This is a genomic window from Bythopirellula sp., from assembly GCF_041737835.1.
GTDB lineage: Bacteria > Planctomycetota > Planctomycetia > Pirellulales > Lacipirellulaceae > Bythopirellula.
In genome coordinates this window covers 88,838-102,919 of record NZ_JBGSQY010000040.1, presented here as the reverse complement: position 1 = coordinate 102,919, position 14,082 = coordinate 88,838, and the positions used below count along the sequence as shown (strand labels likewise).

General features: G+C 55.8%; 15 protein-coding genes and 1 pseudogene. 14 read left to right on the top strand and 2 right to left on the bottom strand.

Annotated features, from left to right (window positions below; genetic code table 11):
• Positions 1-67 precede the first annotated feature (67 nt).
• From AC6T8Q_RS12015 to AC6T8Q_RS11970, 10 genes are all read left to right on the top strand, one after another.
• Positions 68-736, top strand: coding sequence for a helix-turn-helix transcriptional regulator (locus AC6T8Q_RS12015; RefSeq protein ID WP_500679305.1), 669 nt, complete (start codon positions 68-70; stop codon positions 734-736).
• Between the two features lie 138 nt (positions 737-874).
• The gene (locus AC6T8Q_RS12010; RefSeq protein WP_496923008.1) at positions 875-1,495 is read left to right on the top strand and encodes an NADH-quinone oxidoreductase subunit B; all 621 of its coding nucleotides are present in this window, start codon (positions 875-877) and stop codon (positions 1,493-1,495) included.
• A gap of 85 nt (positions 1,496-1,580) precedes the next feature.
• The gene (gene sufC / locus AC6T8Q_RS12005; RefSeq protein WP_496923009.1) at positions 1,581-2,411 is read left to right on the top strand and encodes a Fe-S cluster assembly ATPase SufC; all 831 of its coding nucleotides are present in this window, start codon (positions 1,581-1,583) and stop codon (positions 2,409-2,411) included.
• 78 nt (positions 2,412-2,489) lie between these two features.
• Complete coding sequence (sufB, locus tag AC6T8Q_RS12000; RefSeq protein WP_500679304.1) at positions 2,490-3,896, top strand: Fe-S cluster assembly protein SufB; 1,407 nt, start codon at positions 2,490-2,492, stop codon at positions 3,894-3,896.
• A gap of 55 nt (positions 3,897-3,951) precedes the next feature.
• Positions 3,952-5,268, top strand: a complete 1,317-nt coding sequence (sufD, locus tag AC6T8Q_RS11995) for a Fe-S cluster assembly protein SufD (protein WP_500679303.1) — start codon at positions 3,952-3,954, stop codon at positions 5,266-5,268.
• A complete protein-coding gene (locus tag AC6T8Q_RS11990) occupies positions 5,265-5,588 on the top strand; it encodes a Rieske (2Fe-2S) protein (protein ID WP_500679302.1) in 324 nt (107 codons plus the stop codon). The genes sufD and AC6T8Q_RS11990 overlap by 4 nt, the downstream gene beginning before the upstream one ends.
• Before the next feature lie 24 nt (positions 5,589-5,612).
• On the top strand, positions 5,613-5,930 hold the full coding sequence (locus AC6T8Q_RS11985; protein WP_496923013.1) for a metal-sulfur cluster assembly factor: 318 nt from the start codon (positions 5,613-5,615) through the stop codon (positions 5,928-5,930).
• A 100-nt stretch (positions 5,931-6,030) separates the two neighbouring features.
• The gene (locus tag AC6T8Q_RS11980; protein WP_500679301.1) at positions 6,031-7,053 is read left to right on the top strand and encodes an ATP-grasp domain-containing protein; all 1,023 of its coding nucleotides are present in this window, start codon (positions 6,031-6,033) and stop codon (positions 7,051-7,053) included.
• 37 nt (positions 7,054-7,090) lie between these two features.
• Complete coding sequence (locus tag AC6T8Q_RS11975; RefSeq protein WP_500679300.1) at positions 7,091-8,098, top strand: hydantoinase/oxoprolinase family protein; 1,008 nt, start codon at positions 7,091-7,093, stop codon at positions 8,096-8,098.
• A 27-nt stretch (positions 8,099-8,125) separates the two neighbouring features.
• Entirely contained in the window at positions 8,126-8,719 is a 594-nt protein-coding gene (locus AC6T8Q_RS11970) for an amino acid kinase family protein (RefSeq protein ID WP_500679299.1), read from the top strand.
• Positions 8,720-8,815: 96 nt separating this feature from the next.
• On the opposite strand, the gene AC6T8Q_RS11965 is transcribed toward AC6T8Q_RS11970, so the two are convergent.
• Complete coding sequence (locus tag AC6T8Q_RS11965; protein WP_500679298.1) at positions 8,816-9,673, bottom strand: deoxyribonuclease IV; 858 nt, start codon at positions 9,671-9,673, stop codon at positions 8,816-8,818.
• A gap of 335 nt (positions 9,674-10,008) precedes the next feature.
• Here AC6T8Q_RS11965 and AC6T8Q_RS11960 point away from each other — a divergent pair, with 335 nt between their 5' ends.
• From AC6T8Q_RS11960 to ndk, 4 genes and pseudogenes are all read left to right on the top strand, one after another.
• Complete coding sequence (locus tag AC6T8Q_RS11960) at positions 10,009-10,293, top strand: addiction module protein (RefSeq protein WP_500679297.1); 285 nt, start codon at positions 10,009-10,011, stop codon at positions 10,291-10,293.
• 17 nt (positions 10,294-10,310) lie between these two features.
• Positions 10,311-10,679: a hypothetical protein gene (locus AC6T8Q_RS11955; RefSeq protein ID WP_500679296.1), complete on the top strand. Its 369-nt coding sequence runs from the start codon at positions 10,311-10,313 to the stop codon at positions 10,677-10,679.
• Positions 10,680-11,126: 447 nt separating this feature from the next.
• A pseudogene (locus tag AC6T8Q_RS11950) lies at positions 11,127-12,131 on the top strand (AAA family ATPase); the annotation flags it as partial.
• Between the two features lie 287 nt (positions 12,132-12,418).
• Positions 12,419-12,877 carry a nucleoside-diphosphate kinase gene (gene ndk / locus AC6T8Q_RS11945; protein ID WP_496923022.1) on the top strand — a complete coding sequence of 153 codons (459 nt, stop codon included), beginning with the start codon at positions 12,419-12,421 and terminating at the stop codon, positions 12,875-12,877.
• Positions 12,878-12,954: 77 nt separating this feature from the next.
• Here ndk and AC6T8Q_RS11940 read toward each other — a convergent pair whose 3' ends face one another.
• Positions 12,955-13,971: an acyl-CoA desaturase gene (locus tag AC6T8Q_RS11940; protein WP_500679295.1), complete on the bottom strand. Its 1,017-nt coding sequence runs from the start codon at positions 13,969-13,971 to the stop codon at positions 12,955-12,957.
• Positions 13,972-14,082: the final 111 nt, after the last annotated feature.

The window sequence follows — 14,082 nt, the reverse complement described above, 5'->3', positions numbered from 1 at the left end:
TCAAAAATAGCCGATTCGGTAAGATAACTAAGGAAGTAGTAGCCAAGCTTTTTCAGGGTAACGACTTATGTCTGTGCCTCACCATCAATTTTCCGACGAAGAACATGCCGTTGGCGACCGCGCGGTGGTCGAATACCTGCGCCGCCAGGGTGCTGCCACGGTCCAAGACTTGGTCGACTACGCTGGCGTGACCGCCACGGCCATTCGCCAACGCCTGACTCGTTTGATGGATCAGGGTCTGATCGTTCGCGATTCCGAGGCCGCCGGACGCGGGCGCCCTACACACCGCTACTCGCTCTCCACAGCAGGAGTGCGATCGAGCGGCACGAACTATGAAGATTTGGTAGGGGTTTTGTGGACCGAAATTCGGGCCGTGAAGGACCCTGATGTCCGTTATGGTTTGCTCAAACGCATTGTTGTTCGTTTGGCCGAACTGTACCGCGATCAAATCAAGGGCGAGTCGGTCAACGATCGGATGGAATCGTTGGTCGAGCTGATGCGAGGTCGCGACATTCCGTTTGAAGTAATCAAGCCCGTCGAAGGGCAACTGCCGGTGCTCAAGGCCCTGGCCTGCCCTTACCCGAGCTTAGCCGAGCAGGATCGCAGCATCTGTTCGATGGAAAAGATGCTGTTTGCCGAAATTCTGGGGAGTGGCCTCCGCCTGAGCGACTGCCGCTTGGACGGGTCGACCCATTGTACGTTTGATATGAACCCTCATGTGGCTGCCTCGGTTTAGTCGCGGTAGCTCACAGCCTGGAGAACCTAGCAACACTAGGAATCACGTGTTACTCTTGACCGATTCGAGCGGTTCCTGGAAGGGACCGCAGCGCGAACAAATCAGTCGAGAGAAACCCTTGGAAATTGGAAGATTGTTATGAGCCAGCCATGGATTGAAGGTCGCTTTGAAGAGAACGTCATCACCACGACGGTCGAGCAAGCCATTAACTGGGCTCGGCAGTCGAGTATTTGGCCGATGACGTTTGGTCTCGCTTGTTGTGCCATCGAGATGATGGCCGCGGGCGCTAGCCGCTACGACATGGATCGCTTCGGCGCGGGGGCGTTTCGCGCGACTCCTCGCCAGGCCGACCTGATGATCGTGGCCGGCACGGTGACCTACAAAATGGCCAGCCGCGTGCGTCGACTTTACAACCTCATGCCCGATCCGAAGTTCGTGATCGCCATGGGGGCCTGCACCGTCGGTGGCGGCCCTTACTTTAAGTATGGCTACCACGTGGTGAAGGGTGTCGATTTGGTTGTTCCGGTCGACGTGTACGTTCCCGGCTGCCCACCGCGTCCTGAAGCCTTGCTCGAAGGACTCATGCGTATCCAAGACAAGATCAAAGGCCACCGCATCGGCAAAGCCGCCGGCACCGCGGGCCCAGGTTTGCTCGGTCGTAAGCTCGAAGACGAACTTCCGATGCCTCACCACAGTGGCTATGTTGCCTCTGCGGTCGAGATCGACCCTGTGTACGATCACCAAAAAATCACTGGTTAATTACTCTGATTAAATAAGAAGACCTGCGAGCTGTCAGCTCGCGGCTATTGCAACTGACAACTGACAAAGAACAACTGACAGATCAATGACTGAAACGCTGAAAATTACGAATCTCCATGTCTCCGTCGAAGGCAAGCCAATCTTGCGCGGCGTGAATCTTACGATCAACCGTGGCGAAACTCATGCCCTCATGGGTCCCAACGGTTCTGGCAAGAGCACGCTGGGCAACGTCATCATGGGACATCCTAACTACGAAGTCACCGAAGGCACGATCGAGCTCAACGGCGAAGACATCTCCGAGTGGGACGCCACGGAGCGGGCCCGCGCGGGGATTTTCATGGCGTTTCAACGGCCGATGGCGATTCCCGGCGTGAAGATGGCCGACTTCCTCCGCCATGCGACGACCAATGTTCGCAACCCGGCGCGTAAGGAAGGCGAAGAGCTGATTCCCATGCGGCAGTTTCGCAAGGAATTGACCGAGAAGATGGAACACTTGCGGATGGACGTCGAGTTTGCCCGCCGTTATGTGAACGATGGTTTCTCGGGCGGCGAAATGAAGCGGGCCGAAATCCTGCAGATGGCTATGTTGCGGCCCAAGTTCGCGATCCTCGACGAAACCGATAGCGGTCTCGACGTTGATGCCGTTAAGTTGGCCAGCCAGAGCATCGCGCAAATCGGCAAAGAGACGGCCGACAGCGCCGCCATGGGCATCCTGATTATTACCCACCACGACAAGCTACTTGACCAAAACACGCCGGACTTCACCCACGTGATGCTCGGCGGCAAGATCGTCGAAACCGGCGGCGTCGAATTGGCTCACGAGTTATTCACTGATGGCTACGACCGCGTGCGGGCGAGCTATCCCGAAGCAGCTGCCCAAGAGCGCGAAATGGCCACCGCCGAAGCTGCTGTTTAGTAACACATTACTGTCATTCCCGTATTTTCGGGAATCATGAAGACACCCACCCGCCTCGTTTGAGAGGGGATTAATATTATGGCTTCCGATATTCTGCAAGAACCCACCATCGGTGAAATCAATAAGTACGATTTCATCACGCCGTCGCACGACGTGTTCAAGGCCAAGCGTGGCTTGAGCGCCGAGATCGTCGAGCAAATCTCCGACATGAAGAAAGAACCCGCCTGGATGCGGGACTTCCGTCTTGAATCGCTCAAGATTTTCGAGTCGAAGCCGATGCCCCAGTGGGGTGGCGATATCGGGATCGATTTCCAGGACATCTTCTACTACCTGAAGCCCACCAACGAGCAGGGCAAGTCGTGGGATGATGTGCCTCAGGATATCAAAGACACTTTTGATAAGCTTGGTATCCCTGAAGCGGAAAAGAAGTACCTGGCTGGCGTGAAGGCGCAATTCGAGAGCGAAGTCGTCTACGGCTCGCTGCAAGAAGACCTTGGCAACAAGGGTGTGATCTTCACCGACACCGATACCGCCGTGCGGGAACATCCCGAATTGCTCCGCGAGTATTTCGGCACGATCATTCCGCCGTCGGACAACAAGTTTGCCGCGTTGAATTCCGCAGTGTGGTCGGGTGGGTCATTTATTTACGTGCCCCCCGGCGTGAAGATCGAGTTTCCGCTGCAAGCCTACTTCCGCATCAATGCCGAACAGATGGGGCAGTTTGAGCGGACGCTGATTATCGTCGACGAAGGGGCTTCGGTTCACTACGTCGAAGGTTGCACCGCCCCCATGTATACCACCGAGAGTTTGCACTCGGCCGTGGTGGAAGTGATCGTCAAGAAGAATGGCCGTTGCCGTTACACGACGATTCAAAACTGGGCCAACAACATTTACAACCTCGTGACCAAGCGAGCCGTGGCTTACCAAGATTCGTTGATGGAGTGGATCGACGGCAACCTCGGCAGTCGGCTCACGATGAAGTACCCGGCCGTCTACATGATGGAACCGGGCGCCCGTGGCGAGATCCTGTCGATTGCTTTTTCGTCGAAGGGTCAGCATCAAGACGCCGGTGCGAAGGTGGTTCACTGTGCCCCGCACACCAAGAGCCGCATCATTTCCAAGAGCATCAGTAAGAACGGCGGCCGCAGTAGCTACCGCGGCTTGTGCAAAGTCGAAGAAGGTGCGACCGACTGCAAGAGCAACGTCGTTTGCGACGCATTGATTCTCGATTCCGACAGCCGTAGCGATACCTATCCCTACATCGAAGTCGAAGAGCAAGACGTGCAAATCGAGCACGAAGCCAGCGTCTCTCGCATCGGCGAAGAGCAGCTCTTTTACTTGATGAGCCGCGGCCTGACCGAAGCCGAAGCGAGCTCGATGATCGTCAGCGGCTTTATCGAACCGTTGATCAAAGAACTGCCGATGGAATATGCGGTCGAGATGAACCGGTTGATCGAGCTGCAGATGGAAGGAAGCGTGGGTTAAGCCCGCTTCCGTTCCTTTCGTTACAAGTAATTTTTTGAATTTTTGATTGAGTTCTATGAGCGTGACTTTGCAGGCAACTGGCTTTTCGCAAGAAGTATTCGATTCGTTCCTCGCCACGCGCGACGAGCCTGGCTGGCTTACTGATCGCCGCGTGGCCGCTTGGAAACAATTCCAAAGCTTGGCGATGCCCAGCAATCGCGACGAAGAATGGATGCGGACCGACATCCGGCTGTTCAAATTTGATCGCTTCACGCCGTTTGCCGAAATTGAGATGCCCGCGCACAAGCCAACCGGTTTGCTCGCGGAAGGCGTGCAACTCGCTGGTCAAACCATTTCGCTCGATAGCCGCAACCAGGAAGGCGAGCTCTCGGAGAAATGGGCCAAGAAGGGCGTGATCTTCGGCAGCCTTGATACACTCATTGCCGAGCATGGCGATTTGCTGCGGCCTTATATCGAACGCCAGTTGGTGAATCCGAACAAAGACAAATTCTCAGCGCTCAATGCGGCACTGTGGAGCGGGGGCACGGTGCTGTTCGTTCCGAAAAACGTGCAAATCTCCGAGCCGCTGCACTCGCTCTCGATTATGAATTCGGGCGGCGTCGATCTCGGCAAGACGCTCGTCATTTTGCAGGACGGAGCGGAAGCGACCTTATTATCCGAAACGGCCAGCACCGAACACGAAGGCGAAGGCCTGCATTGCGGATCGATTGAGCTAATCCTCGAACGCGAAGCCCGCCTGCGTTATGTGAACTTGCAAAATTGGGGCACTGGCGTGTGGCACTTTGCCCACCAAATGGGCCACGTCGGGGAGAAGGCCGGATTGCAATGGACCATCGGTGCCCTCGGCAGCCGGCTCGCCAAAGTGAATCAACACGTGGCCCTCACAGGCCAAGATGCCGAAGCCCAAGTCAATGGCGTGATGTTCACTCAGGGCAAGCAGCATCTTTGCTACAACACCCACCAACATCACAAAGCCGCCTACTGTCGCAGCGATTTGCTCTATAAAGCCGCGTTGCAGGATAAGTCCCGCACCGTTTGGCGCGGCATGATCAAAGTCGACGAAGGGGCTCAGCGCACCGACGCTTATCAGCGCAACGACAATCTCATGTTGTCGCGCGATGCCCGGGCCGATTCGATTCCTGGTTTGGAAATTGAAGCCGATGACGTGCGCTGCACCCACGGAAGCACCAGTGGTCGTGTCGACGATCAGCAATTGTTCTACGCCATGACCCGTGGCTACACTCGCAAGGAAGCCGTCCGCATGATCGTCGAAGGCTTCTTCCAACAGGTGTTCGACCGCATCACGATTGAAAGCGTCCGCGAAGCCCTGGGCGAAGCCATCGGTCGCCGCGTACGGGACATCGGCGAATGAGCGATTTCCTTCCAGTTGCCAAAGTTTCGGAAGTGTCGGACCCGGGCTCGATGCTTGTCGAGGTCGAAGATCGCTTGGTCGTGCTAATCCACGCGGCGGGACATTTCTATGCCCTCGACGACGTTTGCACTCACGACGGTGGCCCGCTCTCGGATGGTCCGCTCGATCCGAAAGCAGGCACAATCGCCTGTCCCCGCCACGGTGCGAAGTTCGACATCAAAACCGGCGCCGCCGTGACGATGCCCGCGACGAAGCCTACAATAGCTCATGAAGTGAAGGTCGAAGGGGATCAAATCTTCGTGCGACTTAACCAAGCATAACCACCAAATTTCGTGAGGTGCATCATGCCCATTGCCGAAGACGCCGTTCGTGAAGAACTCAAAAAGGTGATCGACCCCGAGTTGTTCGTCAATATTGTCGATCTTGGCCTGATCTATGAGATCAAAGTCGACGAGACCGACGAAGGCAAATCCAACGTCGCGATCAACATGACAATGACCAGCCCCGCCTGCCCCGCGGGCCCGCAGTTGCTCGGCCAGTCCAAGGATTTCGTCAGTCGCATTGAAGGGGTGAACGAAGTCGACGTGCGGCTCGTGATGGAGCCACCCTGGACCCCCGACCGCATGACCGACGACGCCCGCGATCAGCTGGGAATTTTTTAGTCCTGAGCAGAGAGTCAAGAGTCGAGAGCCAGAAGCTTGACGCATTGATTGCTAGTTCATCTGGCTCTTGTCTCTTAGCACTCAGCTCTCGACTCCCGTCATGCACATCTTCCTCTACGAGTGGATCACCGGCGGGGGGCTTGTTGAAGAACCGAGCCCGCTGCCCGAAACGCTGCTCATCGAAGGGGAGGCGATGCTCACGGCGCTCGCCAGCGATTTTGCCACGATCCCCGAGACGCGCGTAACCATTCTTCGCGATGCCCGGCTCGATCCGCTCTCACTGCATCGCTGCCAGATTGTCGACGTTCACTCCTGCGAACATCATCTCGAAGAGTTTTCACGACTGGCGGCCAAAGCGGATCATACGATCGTGATCGCGCCGGAATTCGACGGCATTCTCGCGGACACAATCCGCACCGCGCGCGATGTCAACGCTAAGCTGGTGGCCGCGTCCGATGAGTTCATTCGCATCGCGTCGAACAAGCACTTAACCGCCGAAGCCTTAGCAACGGCCGGCGTGCCGGTTCCCCCGGCCATTCTGCTCGACGCCGACGTCGAAAAGCTGCCGTTCGATTTTCAATACCCGGGCGTCTTGAAACCGCTCGACGGTGCTGGTTCGCAACATACGTTTCAGGTGACGAGCCGCTTCGACGAGCCGCCGCCGTATCCCTGGCCGCGTAGGCTGGAACAGTTTATCCCCGGCATCGCGGCCAGCGTGGCATTTTTGTGTAGCTCCGAGCATCGATTACTCTTGCCGGCATGTCGGCAGCATCTCACCGACGATGGCCGCTTCGGTTATCTCGGCGGTTCGCTACTGTGGGAAACAGACCTTGCCGAACGTGCCGCGAAGCTCGCCGATCGCGCATTGGTAGCCATTCCGGGCGCGTTGGGCTACGTGGGAGTTGATCTTATTCTCGGTGAAGCGGAAGATGGCAGCCAGGATGTGGTGATCGAAGTGAATCCCCGGCTGACGACTTCGTATGTCGGTTTGCGTGCGATGACGCACGACAATCTCGCCGCAGCGCTGCTCGAAAACGCGGCGGGCAATCGATTGACGCCACAATTTCGACTCGATCCGCTAGAATTCTCCGCCAACGGCGCCGTTCGCAGACCACTTGGATAACTCAATAGCCGGGCCGCAACGCGGGCCGGGAGAACCAATGAACCTCCTCGCCCTCGACATCGGCGGTGCCAACATCAAACTGGCCGACGGCCAAGGCTACGCCGCGAGCCATCCCTTCGCGCTCTGGAAGCAACCCGAACAACTCGCAACCCAGTTGGCGCATTGCTTGGCCGAAGCGCCACCGCACAATCGCATTGTGGTCACCATGACCGGCGAGCTCTGCGACTGTTTTGAAACCAAACGCGCAGGCGTGCGGCACATCGTCGACGCCACATTGAAAGCGGCCGGCGGAACGCCCGTTTTGTTTTATCAAACAACCGGCGAGTTTGTTTCCGCCGACGAAGCGTGTGAGAAATATCTGCTCACCGCGGCCAGCAACTGGCACGCGCTGGCCACCTTCGCCGCAACTTTCTGTGACGACAAGCCGGGCATGTTAGTGGATATCGGCTCCACGACAACCGACATCATTCCCATTCTCCACACTCAAGAAGCGGGTCACGGACGAACTGATCCCGATCGACTCAAGTCCGGCGAGTTGGTTTACACCGGAATCGAGCGCAGCCCCGTCTGCGCAGTAGTCTCTCACCTGCAATGGCACGACAGTGCGTGTCCCGTGGCTCAAGAATTGTTCGCCACCACGGGCGACGCCTACCTGCTGTTGAAAGAATTGGCGGAAGATAGCGAAAATCTTTCCACCGCGGATGGCCAGCCGTTTGACTTTGACTCAGCCCACGCACGCCTCGCCCGCATGGTTTGTGGTGATTGCGAATTGGTCAGCCGTGCAGAGGTCATAAGTTTTGCCGAAGAGATTCAAGAGGCTCAACTCAAACTTCTCGAGCCTGCATTTTCGCAGGTGATTGGTGTCATGGGACAAAGTCCTGAGGTGATTGTGCTAAGTGGCCACGGAGAGTTTCTCGCGAGACGACTTCTCAAGCGTCTTGAGTTCGACGTTTCCGTGATTTCACTCACAAAAATCTTGGGCCCTGAAGTCAGCCGCTGCGCGACGGCGCATGCCCTGGCGGTAATCGCTTCTGAAACAAAGTAGCCGCGATTCAACGAATAGCACGGTTTCATGCCAAAACCCTTTATACGCGTCGTCAAAGTTGGTGGCAGCTTATTGAATCTGCCGAACCTGGGCGTACAAATTCAAAGATGGCTCGATCAACAAGCTTCCGCACAGAACATACTCATTCCAGGCGGCGGCATTCTTGTCGATGCCGTGCGGATGGAAAGTCAAGACGACGACGCGACCGATCACTGGTCCTGCATCGCGATTATGAACGCATTGGCGCTGACTTTCGCAGGCAATGTTCCAGCCGCACAGTGCATCACTTCCCCCGATAATCTGGCGGAAACCGATGCGTGCTATGTTCTTGCTCCAGAAGCTTGGTTGCGGGACTGCGAACCTTTACTCCCCGGCACCAAGCTCCACGAATCGTGGGACGTCACCAGCGACTCCATCGCCGCGCGCTTGGCGATTTGCCTGGGTGCCGATGAAATCGTGCTGCTCAAAAGCGCTGACCCGCCGACTGGCGATCTGCAAGAATTGAGTGACCTCGGCTACATCGACAAGTTCTTTCCCAAACTCGCCGCTGAGTTGCCGCCGTGGCGGATGGTGAATTTGAGACGTGATTCTTGTCATTCCGAAGGGAGTTCCACGACCTGAGGAATCTGGCTTAAATCGTCGTGCGGTTTCCATGCTGCTTGGTATGGCAAACCAGATTCTTCGGTCGCCAGGGCTCTCTCAGAATGACAACTGCGCTTACTTCGCAATCAACCCGCGCAGCGTTCGCAGATTGATCACGTCCAGATCCTCGCCGTCTTCTTCGCCCTTGGCGGTTTCCAGATACATCGGCACTTTGTTGAACCGCTTATCGTTCATCAGATTGCGAAACGGCTCGAGCCCCATCTTCCCGCGGCCGATATGGGCGTGTCGATCAACGTGCGAGCCCAACTCCTTGAGGCTGTCGTTGAGATGAAACGCCTTCACGCGGTCGATGCCGACGATGAGATCGAGCTCCTTCATCGTGGCTTTGTAATTCTTCAACGTATCGAGCGGATACCCGGCCGCGAAGATGTGGCAGGTGTCGACGCACACGCCCACGCGGTCGGGATCTTTCACGAGATCGATGATCGTGGCTAAGTGCTCGAACTTCGCACCGAGATTGCTCCCCTGCCCCGCCGTCGTTTCCAACAGGCACTTCGCTTGGCAACCGGGCAGCTGGCCATGAACTTCATCCAGCGCTTGCGCGATCCGTTTCAGCCCCGCCTCTTCGCTGGAAGTGGTAAACGCCCCCGGATGGGCGACGACATAGGGAATCCCCAACTGCTCGGCCCGTTGGAGTTCGACCACAAACGCATCGATCGATTTCTGCCACAACTCGGGGTCGGGGCTCGCCATGTTGATCAAATACGAATCGTGCGAAATCGGGTGCGTGATGCCCAGCGACTTGAGCGATTCCCGAAAGGGCACGGCCTCGGCCTCGGTGATTTCCTTGGCTCTCCACTGATTGTTATTTTTTGTAAATAGCTGGACGCAGTTACATCCCGCCTTGCTGGCGGCTTCGACGGATTTGTAATAGCCGCCGGCAATCGACATGTGGGAACCGAGAATCGCCATCAACAGAGGATAAGGGGGGAAGGCGGAGGGCGGAAGGGGGAGAACGGCGAAGACCCGGCGAGCCGTAAGCGTGAGCGCCCGGAGTCTTTCCGCGGGGCCGGGAATCCATTATTTTTGAAACTCATTTTTTCGGGTGCCACTGGCTCGCCAGTGCTCTTCAACTAAACGTGACCGACAATCCATCGTGACAAGCGCATCACCCATCTTGCTGGTCACATTTCTTCTAAGACAATCCGCAAGAGCATGGCTTTTAAGACACTGGCAAGCCAGTGGCACCCGACGAATTCCATGAATTGTCAGGACCTCTCCAACGAAAGTGACACCACATTAGCCTTGTGATAAACTTAAAGAACAACTTTCTTAATCCGTTCAGACCTCATCCGGCTAGCATACGTGACATAAGCGATTCCCTTCTCCCCCCAGAAATTTTGAGTTTGCCGGTTTCCGCGCGGCTAGTGCTCGTGGAAGAACTTTGGGACAGCATTGCTGAGGATTCGCAGCCCATCGAGCTTACGGCAACTCAACGGGCTGAATTGGATCGTCGCTTGGAACTGCGAAAATCCTCACCTCAAGCCGGCTTATCTTGGGAAGATGTGAGACAACGGCTATTCAAGGACTGATAGGAGAATTGATTTCGATGTTAGAAATTCCCTGGAATCGCTGGCTATCTGTGCTTATTTCGTTCCTCGTTCTCGTAGGATGCAATGGAACCCGACATTCGGACTTGCAAGTGAACATTGAGCAAGTGACCGTTAGCTCGAGGCTAAAGACGGGACAGGAACTTACAGTAAACTGTGAGCTAGAATTCAAAAATTCTGCCAGTGGATATGAGGCTGAAATAAGTACAGCAATAGCTGATTACATTTCCGATTATGTCAAAAAGCATGACATGAGCCCTTCGGCTACACAAATACTACAAGCGCCACTGACAGTTGATGATGGTGAAAAGCTAGTTCTTGATAATCTCGTAGCTATTGAGTTGACACAAATACTCAACGACCGATGAAACTCTTTGAGTGAAGAAAGGAATAAAAAATATCTCCACTTAATCCTGCTCAGCTACATGTCCCTTTTTAGACTTGCCACCCCACCGTCAACCCACCATTCTTGGCCACCCCCCATTTTCTTCTCTCCGCGGCCGCTGCGTCTCTGCGTGTAATAATACCTCTCACCCAGATTTTTTTGTAGAAATTGTGCCACGGCTTGTGCTAAACCAAAGGCCGTGGGGCAGGCATCCTGCCTGTCTTGGAGATGACAATTCAAATTCACAGGCTGGAAGCCTGCGCCACGGTTTCGTCCTTAGTAATTTTGCATGAGTGGTGTTATGTCTGGCAGAAGTTATCGTCCTTATCCTTTGAAGCCGCGGGAATATTATGGCGACAGGCCGCTCGTTCAATCGGTGGGTTGTATTCCTGAAAGTACCGTCAAGTGGCTGTGACGCGATTGGTTCCCGGCCAATAAGGTTTCGATGATTGTCGGGCCCGACGGCATCGGCAAAAGCCTGGTCGCGCTCAGCATTGCCGCGCGGGTCACCAATGGTCAGGTTTGGCCGGACAAGGCAACCAATCACATCGAACGCGAAAGTGGCGTCTTGTATCTGACCGAAGCCGATGCCCCCGAGGACACGATTCGTCTGCGCCTTCACAAGATGCGCGCCGTCCTGGATCGGGTGTTTATTCTGCAGGAAATCGAAAAGGCGGGGCCGATCGACGGCGAAAGGACTCCCTTCTCGATCGAAGGGACGATCGAGATGCTCACCGAGATCATCGAGAGTATCGATGATTGCCGACTACTGGTGATCGATCCACTGTCGAACTATTTGAACCCCAAGCCTCACGAACAGAAACTGATGATCGCCAGCCTCGTCGAGCTTGCGCAGCGATTGCAGGTCGGGGTGCTGCTTGTCAATCGCACGCCCCACTTTGGCGAGGCGGCACGGGCTGTGTGGACGATTGTCCGCGACCGCCGGGATCGTGCGTGCCGGTATCTCGTGCCGGTGAAAAACAGTCTGGCACCGGATAGCCGCGCCATGAAATTTCGGATTGCGGGCAAGGACTCTTATGAAGCTCCTTGCTTGGAGTGGGAGGACACGCCGGTGGAGATGTCGCAGGTGCCAGTTTTGGCCAAAAGCGATGTTCCTTCACTGAATAGCTACGAACTTCGCAGGGAAGCGGTGGTGCTCTGGCTGAAAGATCAACTGGAAGCCGGAGGACGATTGGCACAGGACATCATCTCGGCGGCGAAACTCGAACGAATTGCGGAGAGGTCACTCCGCCGTGCTTTGAGCGAATTGGGAGGCCTGTCTCGCAAAGGACCGACGGGCAGCTATGTTTGGGTGCTTCCCAACGCGAACGAAGATTTAGGTTTGCCGCAGGTTTGCACGTTTCAAAGGGGTGCAAACCAAGCAAAGCTGGCCAACCTCGCAAACCTCAAGCCGCCCTATCAGGAAACGGGTTAAGCGAGTTTGATTGAAAGAATAGAAAACGGAGTTTGTGTGGCATGCCCTCGTACTCGTGGGCATGTTTAAACCTCGAAAAAACATGGCCACGTCGGAGTACCTCCGAGGCCATGCCACCCCAGACGTGCCACCCAATTTGAATTTTTGAATCACCCTGCTGGTTAACCGAGCGACCTTGAGAGGGAGTCGAATTTCCCTTAAAATTTGCGATTCCCTGCGACTCGTTGAGTCGCGGCTATTGTTTTGTTTTTCACAACTTACCACTGACAACAAACGACTGACGAACCATGGAACGCACCTTCATTTTGCTTAAGCCCGATTGTGTCCAACGCCGCCTGATGGGCCAGGTGATTTCTCGTTTTGAACAAAAGGGCCTCAACATCGTGGCGATGAAGATGCTCAAGATCACGCCCGATCTGGCGAAGCAGCACTATGCCGAGCACGTGCAAAAGGGGTGGTACCCCACGCTGGAAGCTTTTGTCACGGGCGGTCCCGTCGTGGCAGCGGTCGTCGAAGGCTTGGAGGCGATCAAAGTCGTGCGCGACATGTTGGGCGCAACCAACGGCCTGAATGCCGCCCCCGGCACGATCCGCGGCGACTTCAGCAGCAGCCGGCAGATGAATTTGGTGCACGGCAGTGATGGCCCCGACGCCGCTAAGCGCGAGATCGCACTCTACTTCGGCGAGAAGGAAATCTGCGAGTACACGCCAACGATCACGCCCTGGATGCGTGCGGCGGACGAATAATGCAGCCAAGAGCAGAAGGTCGAGGGTCAAGAGCCAGACTGTTTGGCACTTGACTCTTAGCTCTCGACTCTTGACTACTACGACGCTTGCTTCTCTTGCCAGACGCGGGGAAGCACGACGTCTTTGACGAGGCCGACTTTTTTCAGCGCGAGAATCGTCAGCCACGTCAGGTCGAATTCGTACCACTTGTGGCCGTGGGCGGCTGCGCGTTGGTCGGCATGATGATTGTTATGCCAGCCTTCGCCGTTGGCCCACAAACCCACGAGCCAGTTGTTGCGGCTGTTGTCGTCGGTTTCGTAATTGCGATAGCCCCAGACGTGGGTGAAGGAGTTCACGCTCCAGGTGATGTGCCACGTAAGAACGGTCCGCACGAACACACCCCACACCAACAGGCTCGCGCCGAATTGCACGCCTGCCGAAGTTCCCCACAGCGGCCAACCGATCAAGAAACCCGCTGCGAAAAACACAGCCATCGAAATGAAATAAACCTTCAGCCAGTTCTCGTTTTTTTCGAGCTTCATATAGAACGGATCGCGGAGGATATCACGAGTGAAGCGTTGGTAGTCGTAGACGTTCAAGAATTCACGATTCAAAAACATCAACCAGCCGCAGTGACCCCAAAAGAAGTTCACCAGCGGGCTATGCGGATCGGGACGATCGTCGGAATGCTTGTGATGAATCCGATGCATGGCGACCCAACACGCGGGGGTGTCTTGCATCGTGCAGACGCCCAGGATCGCAAAGGAATGTTCCAGCCACTTGGGGCAGGTGAAGCCTTGGTGCGTGAGCAGGCGGTGATAACACAGATTGATGCCCAACGTGCCGAACACGTAGAGGCCCAGAATCGCGAGCACCACGCCGGTCCAACTGAAGAAGTACGGAAAGAACGCCAGACACGCGAGCACGTGAACAACCGGAATGCCGATCGCATACCGCCAGCGGACTTTGACTGGATCGACCGCCGTTTCGGGCCATTCGAGCTTGCGGCCAGCGGCCGAGGTGAGTCCCAAGTTCTCGGCGACGATGTCGTCGTTCGGTTGGGATTCGGAGTCCAAAACGGGATCAGCTTCGTCGATGATTGTGTCGGTAGCCATGAATTCCACTCAAATAAACAGGTCGTCCGGCCTCTGCGGTTCACCCCATAGTATACAGGTCGAGGCAAGGCGGTTAACAGGCGAATCGCAGCGGTTTTCCGAGTGTGCGTG

Coding starts and splice junctions, on each gene's coding strand:
- AC6T8Q_RS12015 (WP_500679305.1), top strand. CDS start 68: ATGTCTGTGCCTCACCATCAATTTTCCGACGAAGAACATGCCGTTGGC.
- AC6T8Q_RS12010 (WP_496923008.1), top strand. CDS start 875: ATGAGCCAGCCATGGATTGAAGGTCGCTTTGAAGAGAACGTCATCACC.
- sufC (WP_496923009.1), top strand. CDS start 1,581: ATGACTGAAACGCTGAAAATTACGAATCTCCATGTCTCCGTCGAAGGC.
- sufB (WP_500679304.1), top strand. CDS start 2,490: ATGGCTTCCGATATTCTGCAAGAACCCACCATCGGTGAAATCAATAAG.
- sufD (WP_500679303.1), top strand. CDS start 3,952: ATGAGCGTGACTTTGCAGGCAACTGGCTTTTCGCAAGAAGTATTCGAT.
- AC6T8Q_RS11990 (WP_500679302.1), top strand. CDS start 5,265: ATGAGCGATTTCCTTCCAGTTGCCAAAGTTTCGGAAGTGTCGGACCCG.
- AC6T8Q_RS11985 (WP_496923013.1), top strand. CDS start 5,613: ATGCCCATTGCCGAAGACGCCGTTCGTGAAGAACTCAAAAAGGTGATC.
- AC6T8Q_RS11980 (WP_500679301.1), top strand. CDS start 6,031: ATGCACATCTTCCTCTACGAGTGGATCACCGGCGGGGGGCTTGTTGAA.
- AC6T8Q_RS11975 (WP_500679300.1), top strand. CDS start 7,091: ATGAACCTCCTCGCCCTCGACATCGGCGGTGCCAACATCAAACTGGCC.
- AC6T8Q_RS11970 (WP_500679299.1), top strand. CDS start 8,126: ATGCCAAAACCCTTTATACGCGTCGTCAAAGTTGGTGGCAGCTTATTG.
- AC6T8Q_RS11965 (WP_500679298.1), bottom strand. CDS start 9,673: ATGGCGATTCTCGGTTCCCACATGTCGATTGCCGGCGGCTATTACAAA.
- AC6T8Q_RS11955 (WP_500679296.1), top strand. CDS start 10,311: ATGTTAGAAATTCCCTGGAATCGCTGGCTATCTGTGCTTATTTCGTTC.
- ndk (WP_496923022.1), top strand. CDS start 12,419: ATGGAACGCACCTTCATTTTGCTTAAGCCCGATTGTGTCCAACGCCGC.
- AC6T8Q_RS11940 (WP_500679295.1), bottom strand. CDS start 13,971: ATGGCTACCGACACAATCATCGACGAAGCTGATCCCGTTTTGGACTCC.